This window comes from Psychrobacter sp. SHUES1 (assembly GCF_001652315.1).
Classification (GTDB): domain Bacteria; phylum Pseudomonadota; class Gammaproteobacteria; order Pseudomonadales; family Moraxellaceae; genus Psychrobacter; species Psychrobacter faecalis.
Map to the genome: position 1 here is coordinate 1 of NZ_LXWA01000079.1, position 16232 is coordinate 16232.

15 protein-coding genes are annotated in these 16232 nt (G+C 44.0%); 3 read left to right on the forward strand and 12 right to left on the reverse strand.

Annotated features, from left to right (window positions below):
- Positions 1 to 142: 142 nt before the first annotated feature.
- Complete coding sequence (locus A7325_RS10685) at positions 143 to 1645, reverse strand: ATP-binding protein (RefSeq protein ID WP_226928885.1); 1503 nt, start codon at positions 1643 to 1645, stop codon at positions 143 to 145.
- A complete protein-coding gene (locus A7325_RS10690) occupies positions 1611 to 2330 on the reverse strand; it encodes a heavy metal response regulator transcription factor (protein ID WP_068408025.1) in 720 nt (239 codons plus the stop codon). The genes A7325_RS10685 and A7325_RS10690 overlap by 35 nt, the downstream gene beginning before the upstream one ends.
- A 375-nt stretch (positions 2331 to 2705) precedes the next feature.
- Between A7325_RS10690 and A7325_RS10695 the strand changes: the two genes are divergently transcribed.
- Together A7325_RS10695 and A7325_RS10700 are read left to right on the forward strand one after the other, a co-directional pair.
- Positions 2706 to 3173 carry a DUF305 domain-containing protein gene (locus A7325_RS10695; RefSeq protein ID WP_068408027.1) on the forward strand — a complete coding sequence of 156 codons (468 nt, stop codon included), beginning with the start codon at positions 2706 to 2708 and terminating at the stop codon, positions 3171 to 3173.
- Between the two features lie 213 nt (positions 3174 to 3386).
- Entirely contained in the window at positions 3387 to 4142 is a 756-nt protein-coding gene (locus A7325_RS10700; RefSeq protein WP_102077835.1) for a DUF305 domain-containing protein, read from the forward strand.
- Positions 4143 to 4247: 105 nt separating this feature from the next.
- On the opposite strand, the gene A7325_RS10705 is transcribed toward A7325_RS10700, so the two are convergent.
- The 3 genes from A7325_RS10705 to A7325_RS10715 form a co-directional block, all read right to left on the reverse strand.
- Positions 4248 to 5174, reverse strand: coding sequence for an IS3 family transposase (locus A7325_RS10705; RefSeq protein WP_156508540.1), 927 nt, complete (start codon positions 5172 to 5174; stop codon positions 4248 to 4250).
- A complete protein-coding gene (locus tag A7325_RS10710) occupies positions 5075 to 5596 on the reverse strand; it encodes a helix-turn-helix domain-containing protein (protein ID WP_068408030.1) in 522 nt (173 codons plus the stop codon). The genes A7325_RS10705 and A7325_RS10710 overlap by 100 nt, the downstream gene beginning before the upstream one ends.
- A 107-nt stretch (positions 5597 to 5703) precedes the next feature.
- Positions 5704 to 6219 carry a hypothetical protein gene (locus tag A7325_RS10715; RefSeq protein WP_068408032.1) on the reverse strand — a complete coding sequence of 172 codons (516 nt, stop codon included), beginning with the start codon at positions 6217 to 6219 and terminating at the stop codon, positions 5704 to 5706.
- 389 nt (positions 6220 to 6608) lie between these two features.
- On the opposite strand from A7325_RS10715, the gene recJ reads away from it, so the two are divergent.
- Positions 6609 to 8444 carry a single-stranded-DNA-specific exonuclease RecJ gene (gene recJ / locus A7325_RS10720; protein ID WP_068408034.1) on the forward strand — a complete coding sequence of 612 codons (1836 nt, stop codon included), beginning with the start codon at positions 6609 to 6611 and terminating at the stop codon, positions 8442 to 8444.
- 18 nt (positions 8445 to 8462) lie between these two features.
- Here recJ and A7325_RS10725 read toward each other — a convergent pair whose 3' ends face one another.
- The 7 genes from A7325_RS10725 to A7325_RS10755 form a co-directional block, all read right to left on the reverse strand.
- A complete protein-coding gene (locus A7325_RS10725) occupies positions 8463 to 9125 on the reverse strand; it encodes a trimeric intracellular cation channel family protein (protein WP_068408036.1) in 663 nt (220 codons plus the stop codon).
- Positions 9126 to 9215: 90 nt separating this feature from the next.
- On the reverse strand, positions 9216 to 9851 hold the full coding sequence (locus A7325_RS10730) for a trimeric intracellular cation channel family protein (RefSeq protein WP_068408038.1): 636 nt from the start codon (positions 9849 to 9851) through the stop codon (positions 9216 to 9218).
- A gap of 14 nt (positions 9852 to 9865) precedes the next feature.
- A complete protein-coding gene (locus A7325_RS10735; protein WP_068408040.1) occupies positions 9866 to 11044 on the reverse strand; it encodes a multidrug resistance efflux transporter family protein in 1179 nt (392 codons plus the stop codon).
- A 219-nt stretch (positions 11045 to 11263) separates the two neighbouring features.
- Positions 11264 to 12004 carry a 7-carboxy-7-deazaguanine synthase QueE gene (queE, locus tag A7325_RS10740; RefSeq protein ID WP_068408042.1) on the reverse strand — a complete coding sequence of 247 codons (741 nt, stop codon included), beginning with the start codon at positions 12002 to 12004 and terminating at the stop codon, positions 11264 to 11266.
- A gap of 239 nt (positions 12005 to 12243) precedes the next feature.
- Positions 12244 to 13065: a 2,3,4,5-tetrahydropyridine-2,6-dicarboxylate N-succinyltransferase gene (dapD, locus tag A7325_RS10745; RefSeq protein WP_068408044.1), complete on the reverse strand. Its 822-nt coding sequence runs from the start codon at positions 13063 to 13065 to the stop codon at positions 12244 to 12246.
- A gap of 119 nt (positions 13066 to 13184) precedes the next feature.
- Positions 13185 to 14123 (reverse strand): alpha/beta hydrolase, encoded by a 939-nt coding sequence (locus A7325_RS10750; protein WP_068408046.1) that lies wholly within the window; start codon positions 14121 to 14123, stop codon positions 13185 to 13187.
- Between the two features lie 110 nt (positions 14124 to 14233).
- Positions 14234 to 15985, reverse strand: coding sequence for an amidohydrolase (locus tag A7325_RS10755; protein WP_082894384.1), 1752 nt, complete (start codon positions 15983 to 15985; stop codon positions 14234 to 14236).
- Positions 15986 to 16232 lie beyond the last annotated feature (247 nt).

A 16232-nucleotide genomic window follows, 5' to 3' on the forward strand; every position in this document is an offset into this window, starting at 1 on the left:
AAGGAAAATTGTTTGTCATTCCTGAACGTAGAAAGCGATCTTGCCCGAGGGTAGTTAAGGGTAAACCACAAAAATATCCCAAAAAAAATACCAGTCAGCGTTAACTGACTGGCATTACTGCAATGGCAGGGCTTTTTTGTGGCTAAGCAAGAAGGAGTTTGATACTGACCTCAAAGTAATAGCCGTCTTTTACCGTGATGGCTATTTTACCGTTATGAGCATTGACAATCGCATGCACAATCGACAAACCTAAGCCTGTCCCTGCATGCATTGATAAGGTTTTATGATGGCGATAAAAACGCTCTGATAATTTATCCACCTCTGCTTGCGTCATCGGGGCGGTTAGACGGTTAGTGAAGGAGATTTGCAGGTATGAGGCTAGCATGCCTGATGAAGATAAGACTTGCCTATTATCTGCAACCTTATCCGTAACAATTTTGCCATTAATATGAATAATACTATCACTGGCGGCATAATAAACGGCATTGGCAATTAAGTTAGCAAACAACCTTTGCAATAGGCTTGCATCGCCAAGTATGGTTTTAAAGTCACCTGTTTTTTTTAAAGAGATGGCACGGTCTTCGGCTATCCATTCATAATACTCCATCATCTTAGTCAGCAGTAAATCGCTATCTACGCGGTTAAACTGCGAATGAATCAAGCCTTTTTGCGTTTTTGCCAGTAGCAGCATGTTGTTAATTAAACTGGATAATTGCGCTAAGGTGTCATGCTGATGATGCAGCTGCTCAATATACTCATTGCTATCTCGCGGTTTGCTGAGCATGACTTGGGTTTGGGTGCTGAGGGTAGCAAGCGGCGTGCGCAGCTCATGGGCGATATCGTCTGAAAAACGTGACAGGGTTTCAAAGTTATGCGCGAGCTTAACCATCATTGCATTATAGGATTCAGCAAGCGGTCGCAATTCACTGGGCATATCCGCTATCACGATTCTATCGTCGAGCTGGTCGGCATTGATACGGCTCATTTTTTGTCGAATGGTGGCAAGCGGTGCAAAGCCTAAATGCACACTAAAAGCGGCGATAGAGACTAAAAGAAAGGTAATGGCGATTAAAATAACAATCAGCTGACGGTTAAATTGCGCCAAATACTGATGATGAACATCGATGGGTAGGGCGATAAGGGCTAAGCGGCTGGCGTGCTGAATGACAATAGCGCGATAATGGCGGTCGTTAATTTTTAAATCAAACGGCTGTTCGTGATGTTTTTGCCACAACGCTTTGACCGCGCCACTATGAGCCGATTGATCGATAAAACCAGTTGGCACACTGATAAGCACTTGCCCGTTATTATCGGTAATCACGGTTTTGACTTCATAGTCGATACTAGCGTTCTGTAAAGCGAGCGTCTGCTGAGAAAGTGGCTTTTTCTTAGTATTACTAGTGTCAACTATGCTATTGCTATCCATATACTGGCGTAAATTAAACGCCGCATGGGTCAAAATCTCCGCATCCATTTGTTCAAAATGCTCATTAACCGAGCGCTGTATCCAGACATACAAAAATATCTGAGTGACGATGACGCACAAGCTTAAAAGCAGGATAGTGCGCCACAATAAAGATAGGCGACCATCCGTCGCAATCGGCGTCATACTATTCAATAACCGCAGTGATATCGGCGCTATCATTAGCATCATCCTCTATATCTAGCCGATAACCCATGCCGCGCACCGTATGAATCAGCTTGATATCAAAATCGTCATCGATTTTAATCCGCAAACGCCGTATCGCCACATCAATCACATTGGTGTCGCTATCAAAATTGATATCCCAGACTTGCGAGGCAATCACAGAGCGCGGTAGCACCTCACCTTGGCGCTCAAGAAAAAATTGTAGTAGCGCAAATTCTTTAGCGGTTAGTTTAATAATCTGCTCGCCGCGTGTGACGGTACGCTTAGCAATATCCATTTTTAAATCGGCAATTTGCAGCACAGTATTGGCATAATCAGTTTGATTGACGCGGCGCAATAGATTTTTGATTCTGACCAATAATTCAGCAAAGGCAAAGGGCTTGGTCAGATAATCATCGCCGCCGATTTCTATGCCTTTTACGCGGTCGCTTAAATCATCTTTCGCGGTCAAAAACAGCACTGGCGTCAGTTTGCCCGCCGCCCGATAATTGCGTACCAACTCAAAACCACTCACATCAGGCAACATCACATCCATGATGACCACATTAAAATCCTCAGTCATCAAGGCGTGATAGCCGCCAAGTCCTGTGGTTTGGTGCTCAACGATAAAGCCCGCTTCACTCAAACCTTTTTTAATATAATCACCAAGTGACAGCTCATCTTCGACCAATAGTATTTTCATAGCGTACTCATGCCCGTTATTTATAATTTTTATGCGATTGCATCATATACAAGTTGCAAACCTCCAATCATAGAGCAATGCCAGCGCTATGCCTATGCCAGACGGCTAAGATGACAACATTGTCATCTTAGCGTCATCTCATTGTCAGGCCGATATTGCTATCATTTTTGGATAAAAATCAACAAGGTTATTTTGCGCTTTATAAAGCCATGCGTGCAAACAAAGACAGTACAAACCAAGTATACGCGGATATTGAGTCTGTTAAGCAGCAGTTATAAGCTCATAAAATGCAATAAAAACCTTTTAGTAATTGGCTAGCCTTTAAATAGCCTAAGTAATAAAAATAATATAAACAACGTAGCGGGAGACTACCTTATGCAGCACTCTAAAGAAGAAAAAATGAACCCGTATGTCAGATTTTCATTGATGATTTTAACATCGACCATCGTCATGTATATCATGATGTATTTTAATACTTATCAATGGGATCACGTTTATTTTAGCGAAACCAGAGCTTATATGGCGCTGTATATGGGCGCCGCTATGTCGGTCATCATGTTGGCGTTTATGAGCCATATGTACAAAAAAACCAAAGTCAATCTTATGATTTATGGGCTGAGCATCGTGATGTTCGCCGTCGGTCTTTGGGGCGTCAGATCCCAAGCGACCGTTGATCAAGTTGACTGGATGCAGGCGATGATACCGCACCATTCGATTGCTATCTTGACCAGTACCCGCGCCGATATCGACGACCCGAGAGTGCGTAAGCTTGCTGATGATATCATCGAGGCGCAAGAGCGCGAAATTGGCGAAATGCAAGAGCTAATCGAAGAGCTTAAATAAATTAAAGAAGTGCATTAGCTTAGACGCTTAAAAACCCTAGAAGTTAAAGACCTTAGTTCTTAAAGCGCTAGGGTAAGTTAAAAGTTCACTAAATATTTTAATAAATGCTCGTAGTTAAATGGCTGTATTTAACGCAGTCATTTAACTATTTTTTTTCGGTAAATTTTCCTTAATTTGCCACTTTTTACGCCTTAGTTAAACAAAGGATACACCATGAAAATTAATAACCATTCCCGTCTTGGGGTGCTTACTGCTAGTATCAGTGCTGCCTTGCTTATCAGTGCTTGTCAGCCTGCAAATGAAGAAGCTGCTAATGAAAACGCTGCGCCTGCTACAGAAGAAGCAATCGTCACTGACACGGCAACCGACACAGCGACCAGCCCGCACGCCAATCACGATATGGCAGCGATGAGCACAGATACTGAGCACATGTCGGTGACGCATAAAGCGTACAATGATTCGATGGTAAAAATGCACGATGCGATGATGGTTGGGATGAATTACAACGATCCCGATGCCGCGTTTGCGCAAGGGATGCTCGGTCATCATGTCGGTGCGGTTGAAATGGCGGAGATTCAGCTAAAATACGGTACGGATAAAGAGATGCGTCAGCTAGCGCAAGAAATCATCGACGCCCAGCAATCTGAGATTGAACAAATGCAAAGCTGGCTGGCCAGTCATCCTGACGCAGCTGAAGCCACGCCTGATACCAAAGTCATGCAGCAAGCCTACGCTGATGGTATGGACGCTATGCACGATGAGATGATGGCGGGTATCGCTGATCCGAAACCTGATATGGCGTTTGCGCGTGGTATGTTACCGCATCATAAGGGTGCCGTTGATATGGCAGAAGTAGAGCTGAAATATGGCAAAGATGCCGAAATGCGTCAGCTGGCGCAAGCGGTTATCGATGCGCAGCAGGCTGAAATTGAGCAAATGCAAAATTGGATTGCCAAAAATGGCGGCTAGTGCTTTTGTATAAAATGCGATGTTGGTTTAATATAAAAATCTGTTCCTTAAATTAAAAAACCCAGCTAAGATTTGAACTGACCCCCGAAACTTGGACGGTTTAGTTTATATCAAGGACTGAGTTCTGTACTGCACAGGGCTCAGTCCTTTTAATTTAAGTTGAATACGCTCATGATTATAATAATGCATATACTCATGAATCTGTTTCTCTAACTGCTCAATAGTTTTCGGTTTCTCAATATAAATCGTCTCGCACTTCAGCGTACCGAAGAACCCCTCCATCAGTGCATTATCTAAGCAGTTACCTTTTCTACTCATACTTTGCTGAATACCATGCTGCTTCAGCACCGCTCCAAACGGTCTCATTTGATAATGCCAGCCTTGATCAGAGTGCAGCATTAATCTTTTACCACGGCACACCTTTGTCTTATCTAAAGCACTAGCTAGCATCTTACCAACTAAGTCATAAGTGGGTCTCTTTGAGAGCCTATAGCTGATGATCTCATTGTTATAACAATCGAGTATGGGCGATAAATACAGCTTATGATCACCCACCTTAAACTCAGTAATATCGGTGAGCCAGCGTGTGTTCGGTTTATCTGCAGTAAACTGGCGCTTTAAATAGTTCTTTGCGATTTTACCTTGTTGTCCTTTATAAGAGCGGTACTTCTGACGTCTTATCTTGGCACTAAGCTTCATGTTACGCATCAGCTTAGCGATGAGCTTGTGGTTGTAATGACTACCTGACTGCTTTAGAACCTCAGTGATTCTGCGATAGCCATACCTGCCTTTGTGCTGATGATACAGCTTAGCAATACGCTGTTTTAATTCGGTGTATTTGTCACCACGCTCAAGTCTTGCTCTATGATAGTAAAAGACACTTTTGGGCATACCAGCGGCTTCAAGTAAGTTAGATAAACAGCAGCGCTCTCTTAGTCCTTCGATGAGCCTTGCTTTTTCAAAGCTTGTTTCTTCTTCTGTTTGAGCAAGGCATCTAGCTTTTTTAGGTAGGCGTTCTCCGCACGTAGGTATTCATTCTCACGCTTAAGCTCTGCTAAGCTCTTTTTATCATCTGGTTTGTCTGTGATAAAGGGGTTGCTCATGACGGTTCTACCTTTAGGTTTGGAGATGAGTCCAGATATGCCTTCTAGTCGATACGCTTTGTGCCAGTGACTGATTAGGGCCGGTGAGCTGATATCAAACATCAAAGCGACCTTAGATTGACTTAATCCTTGCGTCAGCATGGTCGTAATCACATGATGTTTAAACTCACTGCTGTATTTTGCCTTACTTGTCTTTGGCTTGATGGCATCTATGCCACCGCTTTGATATTGCTTAACCCATTTGAGTACAAACTCTGGATTGACGTTAAACTTCTTAGCGGTGGCGTGACTACTATGGCCTTGCCGATAGTATGCGATGACTTGCATCTTAAAGTCTAGATCGTAACGCATAAAAATACCCCATAAGTTGTGTCCAACTTATGGGGGTCGGTTCAATTCTTAGTTGGGTTTTTTTACGAATAATAATTTCTTAAACTTTAAACAATGATGGCATGCCGTTAGACATTTTTACCATGTTGCTTTTGCTGAATGTCTTTTGCCAAGTTATAGCATTCATTGATATGGTCGGTGGCGATTTTTTTGAAAATCATATAGCCCATAGTCGCGGCGACCATTTGTCCACCTAAAGGAATGAACTTAGTCACTTGTTTGGCGGCAATACGACCACCGAAACCCTGGACGGTCTTTTTCACGATACCACGTGTCGCCATTAGTCCTGCAAAATCAACCGTACGGTCTTTTAGCGCTTGCCAATGGATGGCGCGTGATTCTAAATCAACGGCAGACTGGCGCCCTTCAATCAGTCCAAAACGCTCACTAATTTCAGGTAGCAAAACGGTCAGCATGCTGGCATCGACTGCCACGTCAAAAAATGGAATAGGTACAATAGCGACACCAGCAGAAAGCTTGGCGCGTTTTTTGACCAATTTTTCGCAGTCTTTTTTGACTTTATCTAGGTCTAGATTAGGGTCGATGGTATTAGGCAGTTTTTCAGCGGTTGGGGTGGTTTTCATAACGCGTCCTTAAAATGTTTAAAAAATAGAAAGTCATTAATATAATAAAAGCAAACATGGCAAAAATGATGAGTATCTTATAATTTTCTCATAAGTCATCTTCTAATAACTCATCTTGAATGTTTACCATTTTATGGCTTTATAAGCGCCATACAATCATTGCTTTGTAGCAAAATGCAGAAAATTGCAGGCTCTCTGCACCGTTTTTGTAAATAAAGGGCAGGTTGGCAAGCAAGCGTTTAAACATTCGTCGTCTATAGCCTTTGTTTTTCCTACATGATATGTCATATAAATTACGCCATAAGGCATAATTGGGCAATCGCCAAACCTAGACGATAGTGCTAAAAATTATCATTGTGGCTATGTGCCAAAGCCAGTAGAATAGCACCATGCTAAATTTAACCCCCCGTTATACCTGCACTCGTATCGACGAGTTGCCTGCCGCGTTGCAACCGCTTGCCGCCCAATCATTTACCCTTGCTAGGCTTTATGCCGGTCGCGGTATCACTGCGCCTGATGAGTTAGAGACTGGCCTATCTGGTTTATTACCTGCTGAAATGCTGCATGGTGTCACCGAAGCGGTGCGTTTGTTAGATGTCGCCATCGATGAAGGTCAGCGTATTTTAATCGTCGGTGACTTTGATTGCGATGGAGCAACCAGTACCGCATTGATGATGCGCGCGCTGACAAAGATGGGCGCGGTGGTTGATTTTTTAGTCCCTGACCGTTTTAAATATGGCTATGGTCTGACGCCAGAGATTGTCGAATTAGGTATCAAAACTTATAAGCCCGACATGATTGTGACGGTCGATAATGGTATCTCAAGCCACGAAGGGGTAGCGCGGGCGCAGGCCGATGGCATCACTGTCATTATCACTGACCATCACTTAACCACCAAAGAAACGCCGCCTGCCGAAGCGGTGGTCAATCCCAATCAGCTTGATTGCAATTTTAGTAGTAAAGCCTTGGTTGGCGTCGGCGTGGCGTTTTATGTGCTCGGACGCTTGGCGAAACTGCGCCGCGAAGCAGGTAAGTCTAGCGTGCAAGTCAGCCAATATTTAGATTTGGTCGCGCTTGGGACGATTGCTGACGTTGGCGTACTCGATAAAAACAATCGTATTTTAGTGCATCATGGTCTGAACGCCATTCGCCAAGGTCGCTGCTCGCTTGGGATATTGGCACTGCTGGAACAAGCGGGCCGTGACCCGAAACAATTGCAGGCGCAGGATTTTGGTTTTGTTTTAGGTCCGCGTATCAATGCCGCTGGACGCATGGATAATATGCGTATCGGTATCGAGTGCTTATTGACCGATGACTGGAGTACCGCACAGCGTTTGGCTCAAGAGCTTGAGCAGCTTAATCGTACGCGCCGTCATGTCGAAGGCGAGATGCGCGCGCAAGCAGATAGCATTGTGCAAGCGTTAGCTACTGCTGACTCTAATGCTAAGAATGATGCTGACGAGAGCGATGAAACTCTTATCCAGCCTAAAACTGAAAAGTCGGCTATTGATAATCAAAACCGCAGTATTATTTTATATCAAGACGATTGGCATCAAGGGGTTATCGGTATCGTCGCTGGTCGTTTAAAAGAAAGCCACTATCTGCCCAGTATCGTTTTTGCGCCCGCCGATACAGAGCGTACGGGTGACGACGATGCCATCAAAGGCTCGGCGCGCTCTATCGCAGGCGTGCATATTCGTGATGCGGTTGAGCAAGTGGCCGAACGTTATCCTGATTTAATCAGCCACTTTGGTGGTCATGCCATGGCAGCGGGTTTAACCATCAAACGGCGTAATTTCGATGGCTTCGTAACCGCGTTTAATGAAGTGATGGCACAGATGGATGAAGAAGTCTTTGCCGAGCAGAAATTTACCGATGGACCATTGCAAGCGGCTGACTTTAGCTTGTGGTTTGCAGAGCATCTAGCGAATGCCAGCATTTGGGGTCATGGCTTTGCGCCGCCGATATTTGACGGTGTATTTGAGGTATTGAGCTTTAAGATATTAAAAGACAAACATCTTAAGTTGTCGCTACGTTATCCTGAGGTGCAATATCCGATTGAAGCAATCCAATTTAATTTTGATAGTAGTGCTTGGGATTACCGCGCCGAAAAAGTGCATGTATTATTTCAGCTAGACATTAACGAGTGGAACGGTAAACAAAGCTTGCAGTTGATGGTCAAAGATTTGGCGCTGGTAAAAGAAACAGTAGAGGAAAGCGAGTAGTTGCTAGGCTTGAATACTTTAATATTTCCATTCAATGGTTGGAAATTGCCAGTCATAACGAATGGCAAGCATACGTAAAGTAAAAATCGTCGCCATTGCTGAGATATCAGCAATCCAAGCGCTTACGCCAAGATTGTGCAGGGCAAAGTAGAGGATACCCCCCGTTAAAGCGGCGGTAATATAAATCTCTTGCTGTAGCACCAGCGGAATCTCATTACAAATCATATCGCGGATGATACCGCCGACAATAATCGTAATCACCCCGAGTAATAATGCCACCGGCACATTGGCGCCCATACTATCAGCTACTTTAATACCGATTAAGGTAAAAGCTGATAGCCCAATAGTGTCGGAGAGCTTAAGGAATTTATCAACGCGCCTAGAGTTGGGGTGAAAGAATATTTGCATCACCAATGACGAAATAGTAATAAGCGTTAAATAACTCATGTCCACCATCCAAAACAGTGGATGACGATCCAAAATGACATCGCGCACCGTCCCGCCGCCGATGGCAGTCACAATCGATACCAGCAAGCAGCCAAAGACATCAAAATTCTTATGCTTGGCCAATATCGTCCCTGAAATACTACAAGCGACAATCCCAATCATATCAAACAGATAAATGAGTGAGCGCGGGTCAAAAGTAGTCATCAATTCAGAATCTAAAGCGATGGTGAGCATGCATTTTTCTCATTAAAGCCCTTATATTAAAACATCAATATCAAAGCACTGCTATTTTTTGCCCATGAAGTTAAGCGGTAAAACGAATAGTTAATCGACCAAACGAATAGAAGGCAGATGCCAATCGAATTTAAGCGCTAGCATACGCACGAAAAAGATAATAAATAACATCATAAATTCATTGGTAACCGCATCAACGCCCCAGTGATCAAGCGCCAAATAGCTCAAAGACCCTGCAATACTAGCGGTGATGTAAATCTCACGCTGTAGCAGCAGTGGTATCTCATTACAGATAATATCACGCAATAAACCACCGATAATCGCCGTCCAAACCCCCATCATAACCGCAATAACCGGCGACATATCTTGCGCCAACGCCACTTTAAAACCAATCACACTAAAGGCCGCCAGCCCAATCGCATCAAAAAATTTGAGCGCTTTATCAATCTTATGATACAGATGAAAGAAAATTTGTAGAATAAGCGAGGTAATAGTAATGACAATGACATAGTTGAGGTCAGTCATCCAAAATAGCGGATGACGATCGAGCGCCATATCGCGCAATGTACCACCGCCAATGGCATTGACCATAGAAACCAAAATACAGCCAGCAATATCAAAGCCTTTATGCTGCGCCAGCAAAGTGCCCGCGATGGCGCAAGCAACGACACCCACCATATCTAATAAATACAGCAGAATATCGGGGAAAATAAAGTGATTTATCATGACTTATTTTAGCCTCAACCGTCTTTTGCAAATAGTATCAGCCCTAGAATAATTAGCCCAATACCAACCAATCCCATTACTGATGGTATGGCATTATCCAACAATAGTATACCGCCAATCAAAGCAAAGATTACCTCGCTAGCTTGGGTGGAGTCAACGCCTGCGACTTCGCTTGAAGTCACCGCTTGCTCACGTGCATAAAAAAATATGCTCGTCGCCGCTACTCCAGCCAGTAATGCTACTAGCAAAGTATTAAATAACTGGGTGGTTGCAGGTGGTTCAGGCTGGATAAAAGCGCCTAAAACCAGCCAAAATGGAAAACTACCCAAGGTCATCAGCCAGACTTTATTAAAGGCATTTTGTAATAAGCTCGTCTCGATAGCAGGAATGCGGGCGATGAAGTTTTGTAGAGGCGACGAGGGTGTGACTTCGATGCTAGAGGGGGTTTTTAGAGTAGCGTTGTTATCCGAAGTACTAGACATGACAGCAGACAAATCGAAAGCTTCTGAGACAAGCGGTTGGTTGCTATGCTCGTGATGACTTTGTTCACTGTTGAGTTTCTTATCTTCTGTTACTTGTTGCTTTTTAGCCTTATCTTTATGAGGATAGTGTTTGCGTGAGTTATGGGAAACTTGCCAGACCAGTTGATTGCCGATTGGGTAACTAAAAGCCGCAATTAGCGCAGGTAGGGCACCGTAAAGTAGCATTTCTGCCATCGGCGCGCTATCAATGTCGGCAAGGGCAGAGGCGCGCAAGCCTTCGCTGACGTTGACCAATACTACCCCGATAAACACCAAAAAGGCATAAATAATAAACTTTTTATCGAAACGTTGCCCAAATGCCAAGAGTACGAGCAAACTGGTTACGACGGTAAACATAAAGGTAGCAGCAACGACCCAGCCTGCCACGTGGTCGCCTGCATAGCAAATACCGGTATAAAATACCCCAAAGCCAATACTGCCGGTAAGACACCAAAAGCGCCAGTGCTGACGAAAAATGCTCGCAAGCGCTTGAATACGTCCAAAGCCATGTTGCAGGATAATAACGGCGCTGATAATCAGCCACATAAAGACATAGCGTAGGCTCGCTGACCAAAACCAATGGCCGCCAGCATTACTCATCAGCTCATTTAAAATAAATGTCGAGCTAAAGAACGCCCCCGCCAATAAGCCCAGTAAAATCAGTTTGACCATGTATGCGTCCTTGCAGTCGGCTGGTTATCTATAGTCAGAGCACTTTTAAACCGCTACGGTGTTACCCGCCCTAGATGTACTCAATATACTATCTGCGGTCGGTCGCTTTGTAGCGATTCTAAAATTCCTTGACTATATTTAGAGGATGTTTAGTTTGGAATTTTGGTTGTTTGTTTATCTGAACTGTTGATTTGCCCCATTCGCATCAAGATTAGGCGATTACTTACCTTTGGCATCGGCCCAAATAATCTTATGCAGTTGTAATTGGAAGCGGACGGGAAGGGCGTCTGCCAGCATCCATTCAGCCAGCTCGCGTGCCAATACTGGCACATCGGGGCTGCTCAATGCTTCACTAGCAGTGACTTCTTCTGCGACAGTAAACATCGGTGAAAACCAAACCGTACCGACCAATTTATCAAGTTGATGCTCAAAAAGTGTTGCCTTTGCCCACTCATAATCGGCGCGATTCATAATGACAAATTTGATTTGGTCGTGCTGGGTGAGATAGTCGAGGTTTGACCAAAGGTTTTTATCGACTTCACCTGAGCTTGGCGTTTTCAGATCCATTACTTTGCTGACCGCAGGCGGTACATTTTTTACCGTCAGCGCCCCTGCGGTTTCAAGTGAAACCTCATAACCGTCATTTAACAGACGCTGCATTAATTCAACGGCATTTGGCTGCGCTAACGGCTCGCCGCCAGTCAAGCAAATACGCTGACAGGGATAGCTTTTGATGGTCGCGACAATGGCTTCTAGCGAATGACGTTCGCCGCTACTAAAAGCGTATTCGGTATCACAATAGACGCAGCGCAGCGGACAGCCAGTCAAGCGCACAAATATCGTCGGCAAGCCTGAGGTCAGCGCTTCACCTTGCAGCGAATAAAAAATCTCGGTCAAACGTAGCCCTGCTGCGGGATCAGTGACAGGAATTGCCGAGGTGCGTAAAGATAACTCACTCATAATATGTCAAATACAGATAAAGATTGATAATGCGGCGCGCATTGACCAAATAAAAAAGGGTTTAGTAGTTTGTTTAGCGCTAACATTTCTAGCGCCCAAACGAGGCAAGGATTATAACGTAATGTCTTGTATTAAGTTAAACTTAAACTGATATTGAACATTAAAAAAGATGCTGAAATTGGGTTTCAACATCTTTTTGATTGCCTGATATCTATGGAAGCTCTAAGAAAATTACACCACTAGGCCAAACGTAATAACTCATTGACCGAGGTTTTGGCTCGGGTTTGCGCATCGACTTTTTTCACAATGATAGCGGCGTACAAACTGTGTGTACCGTCTTCTGATGGCAAGCTACCGGGTACAACGACCGAGCCCGCTGGTACGCGGCCGCGATGAATCTCGCCCGTTTCGCGGTCATAAATGCGCGTTGATTGCCCGATAAACACGCCCATAGAAATTACCGAGCCTTCTTCTACTATCACGCCTTCAACGATTTCAGAGCGCGCGCCGATAAAGCAGTTGTCTTCGATAATCGTTGGATTGGCTTGCAGCGGCTCTAAGACACCGCCGATACCAACGCCGCCTGATAGATGCACATTTTTACCGATTTGGGCGCACGAACCAACCGTAGCCCACGTATCTACCATCGCGCCTTGGTCGACATAAGCGCCAATGTTGACATACGATGGCATCAAGACGGCACCTGCTGCGATGTATGAGCCTTTACGAGCAACCGCTGGTGGTACCACGCGTACGCCAGCTGCTTTAAACTGATCTTGAGTCCAGTCAGCAAACTTCGTCGGCACTTTGTCATAAAACTGCACGTGTTCGCCCGCCGCCTGGACATAGTTATCGTTTAAACGAAATGATAATAATACCGCTTTTTTAGCCCATTGATTGACCACCCATTCGCCATCTTTTTTCTCAGCAACACGCAAGCTACCGTTGTCTAATTGTTCAAGCACTTCGTTGATAGCGTCGCGTATGTCTTGTGGCATGGTTGCTGGGCTATAATCGTTACGATTATCAAAGGCTTGCTCGATGGTTTGTTGCAATGTCATAAATATTCCTAAAGTTGGTGAAGGGTAAAAAAGATAATAAAAGTGGTCGTTTAAATTAATCAAGCATGTTGTTACCAAGCATGTTGTTACCAAGCATGTTGTTACTAAGCATTTTGTTACTAAGCAGCAGTATTGCTATTTATCCAGTCTACAATATCTTGATAAACTTGCTGTTTATTTTGTTCATGAATCGGCTCATGGCGCATGTGCGGGTAGAGCTGTAGCGTGATATTGCTAAAGTTCTGTTTTTCTAAACGGCTGGCAATTTTGCGAATACCTTTGCCCATATCGCCGATCGGATCGTTCTCGCCACTGACCAGTAACATCGGAAAGTCTTTGGCAATGGTCGTTGCCCAGTTTTTATTAAGACCCGCTTCCATTAAGCTAAACAAGGTCAAAAAACCATTGTTGGTAAAATCAAAGCCCGTCAATGGATCGGCTTCATAAGCTTCGATAGCTTGAGGGTCTTCATTAAGCCAAGCAAATTCTGAAGAAGAAATGCGGTTATCAAGCTTGCTATTGAGTACCTTATTCATCACATTGGCAAAGACTAGGTTCGGCTTTTTAGGCGCCACTTTTGCCAGTACTTTATTAATGGGTAATAGCGCTTTGGTCAATGGATTGGCATCAGCAGTACCCATTAAGATAGCACCAGTAAAGTTCTGCGCGTGATGTTTGAGAACATTGCGCACGATAAACGAGCCCATTGAATGACCCATGACGAAATGCGGCACATCAGGATGGCGCGCCTTTAGACTGTCCGCCATGATAATAACGTCTTTTAATAACGACTGCACGGGATGTTCTTCAGCAAAAAAACCCAAATCATTGGCTGATTTGACCGTCTGTCCATGACCCAGCTGATCATAAGTGGCGACCGCAATACCATTATCTGCTAAAAACTGCGCAAGCTCTGCATAGCGGCCACTGTGCTCGGCCATGCCATGCACGATCAGTAGGGTAGCAGTAATCGGCGTGGTATTATCGCTTGGCTCAAAAAAAGTATGGTGCAGATAATGGGTGTTGTCGGAGGATGTAATTTGCTCGGTGTTACTCATAAAAGAATCCTAATATTGAGATAAAAGAGACAGAAAAAACTTTATAGTCAAACTTATATGAATTTGACTATAAAGCATTAAATTTTTCTTAGTATGCTGTCATTATAGTTTTACTTCGTCGGGCGCTGATAGATTATTTTACCTTCTTTAATGGTAGTGACCACATGAATATCTTTAAGCTTATCTGCATTTACCGTCAACGGATTGGCATCTAATATAACCAAATCAGCAAGCTTACCTTTGGTTAAGGTACCCTTACTATTTTCCTCATAATACTCATAAGCGGCATTGGTCGTGATGGCTTTGAGCGCTTGATAAGGAGTCGCGCGCTCATTGGCGCCGATAATCTTGCCTGAGCGCGAGGTGCGATTAACCGCTGACCAAACGGTAAATAACGGGTCGACAGGTGTCACAGTGTCGTCAGAATGGTTGGTGTATTTTAACCCCATTTTATCCGCTGTCGCTATCGGACTTAAAAAATCAGCGCGTTTTTTGCCTAAATTTTGCACATGCACATCACCCCAAAAATAGGCATGATTGGTAAAAAACGACGGTAGCATCTTATATTTTTTAAAGGCTTCTAGCTGATCGGGGCGCGCAAACTGAGCATGAATAGGCACCGTACGGCGATCTTTATCAGCGGCTTGTCCCGTCTTTTTGACTGCATATACGTGGGCTTTGATAATCATATCTGTCGCGCCATCGCCGTTGTTATGGATAAACAGCTGGTTATCGTGCTTATAAGCCTTGGCAAACATCTCATTGAGCGCATCTTGGCTGATACTCGGCAAACCGCGACAGTCTTTTTTGCAGTCTGGCACTGGCGTCAAATAAGGTTGACTGAAATAAGCGGTTTTACCTTGTGGCGAGCCATCGGCTATGATTTTAGTTCCTTGAACTTTAAAACCGTTTTGATAGGTCTTCCAAACAAAGTCTTTGTCCGCTAAGTTTTCATCTAAATCACTGCTACCTGCTAATGCGACTAAGTCGATTTTCAGCTTGCCAGCATCGGCTTGTTTTTGGAAAAACTGAATAGTATTACGAGCTGTTGAACCGTTGTGGGCGGTAGTCAGACCATTTTTGGCATAATAATCTTGGGTTTGCTCAAAAAACTTAGCTTGATTGGGCTCTAATACCTCTAGCATTCGCCGCATAAATGGATACATAGCGGTTTCTTGGACGAGACCATTTGGTTCGCTAGAACCTTTAATCCGTGCAATATTACCACCTTCTGGGTTTTTAGTATCTGCGGTAATGTTCAGGGCTGCCAAGGCTTTGCTATTGGCGACACCCATATGACCGCTGGTATGTTGCAGATATACAGGGTTATTAGGCAATACTTTATCGATATCTGCTTTGGTTGGATGACGACCTTCTTTTAATTGACTCTCATCATAACCCCAACCGTAGATCCATTCACCATCGGCGATGTTATTGTCCTTTTTATAGTCTTTTAAGGCTTGTAGTAATTTACCCATACTATCAATCTCACCAACTGGCGGCGGATTTAGATTCACCTGCCCCATGGTGTTTGACACCATATCAAAATGGCTGTGCGGATCAATAAAGCCTGGTAGCAAGGTTTTGCTGTTTAGATTCACTTGCGCCGCATTTTTATATTTTGATTGGGCCGTATTTAAATCACCAACATAAGCAATTTTGCCAGCCTGCGTGACCAAAGCTTCGACCATCTGCGGTTGCTCACCTTCCATGGTAATGATATTGCCATTGTAATAAACCGTTGCTGAGTTGCTTGTTTGTTCTGTATTTAGTTGTTTTGTATTGGTTTGCAGGGCAGTACAACCAATCATGCTCATCAGTCCAATACTCAGTAACGTCGGCTTAATAATACCTATAGTCATGGCGCTATCCCTAATAGTTTTTTATAGTTGTTTTCACATAAATAAGAGCTCTATCCAATGTAGCGATAAAGTTTTAAAGGGTCAATGTTATTTATGAATTTATCGTTGGTCAAAGATATAGCAGGTTTCTCTGCACACGACAAAAAAATCATCCCCACCCGATTTTCATAGGTTTAGGGGTTAAAAAGCTAACTAACTGTCGAAATACAGTCTTATCATTGTTAAAGAACACCAAGTGAAGGCCCTC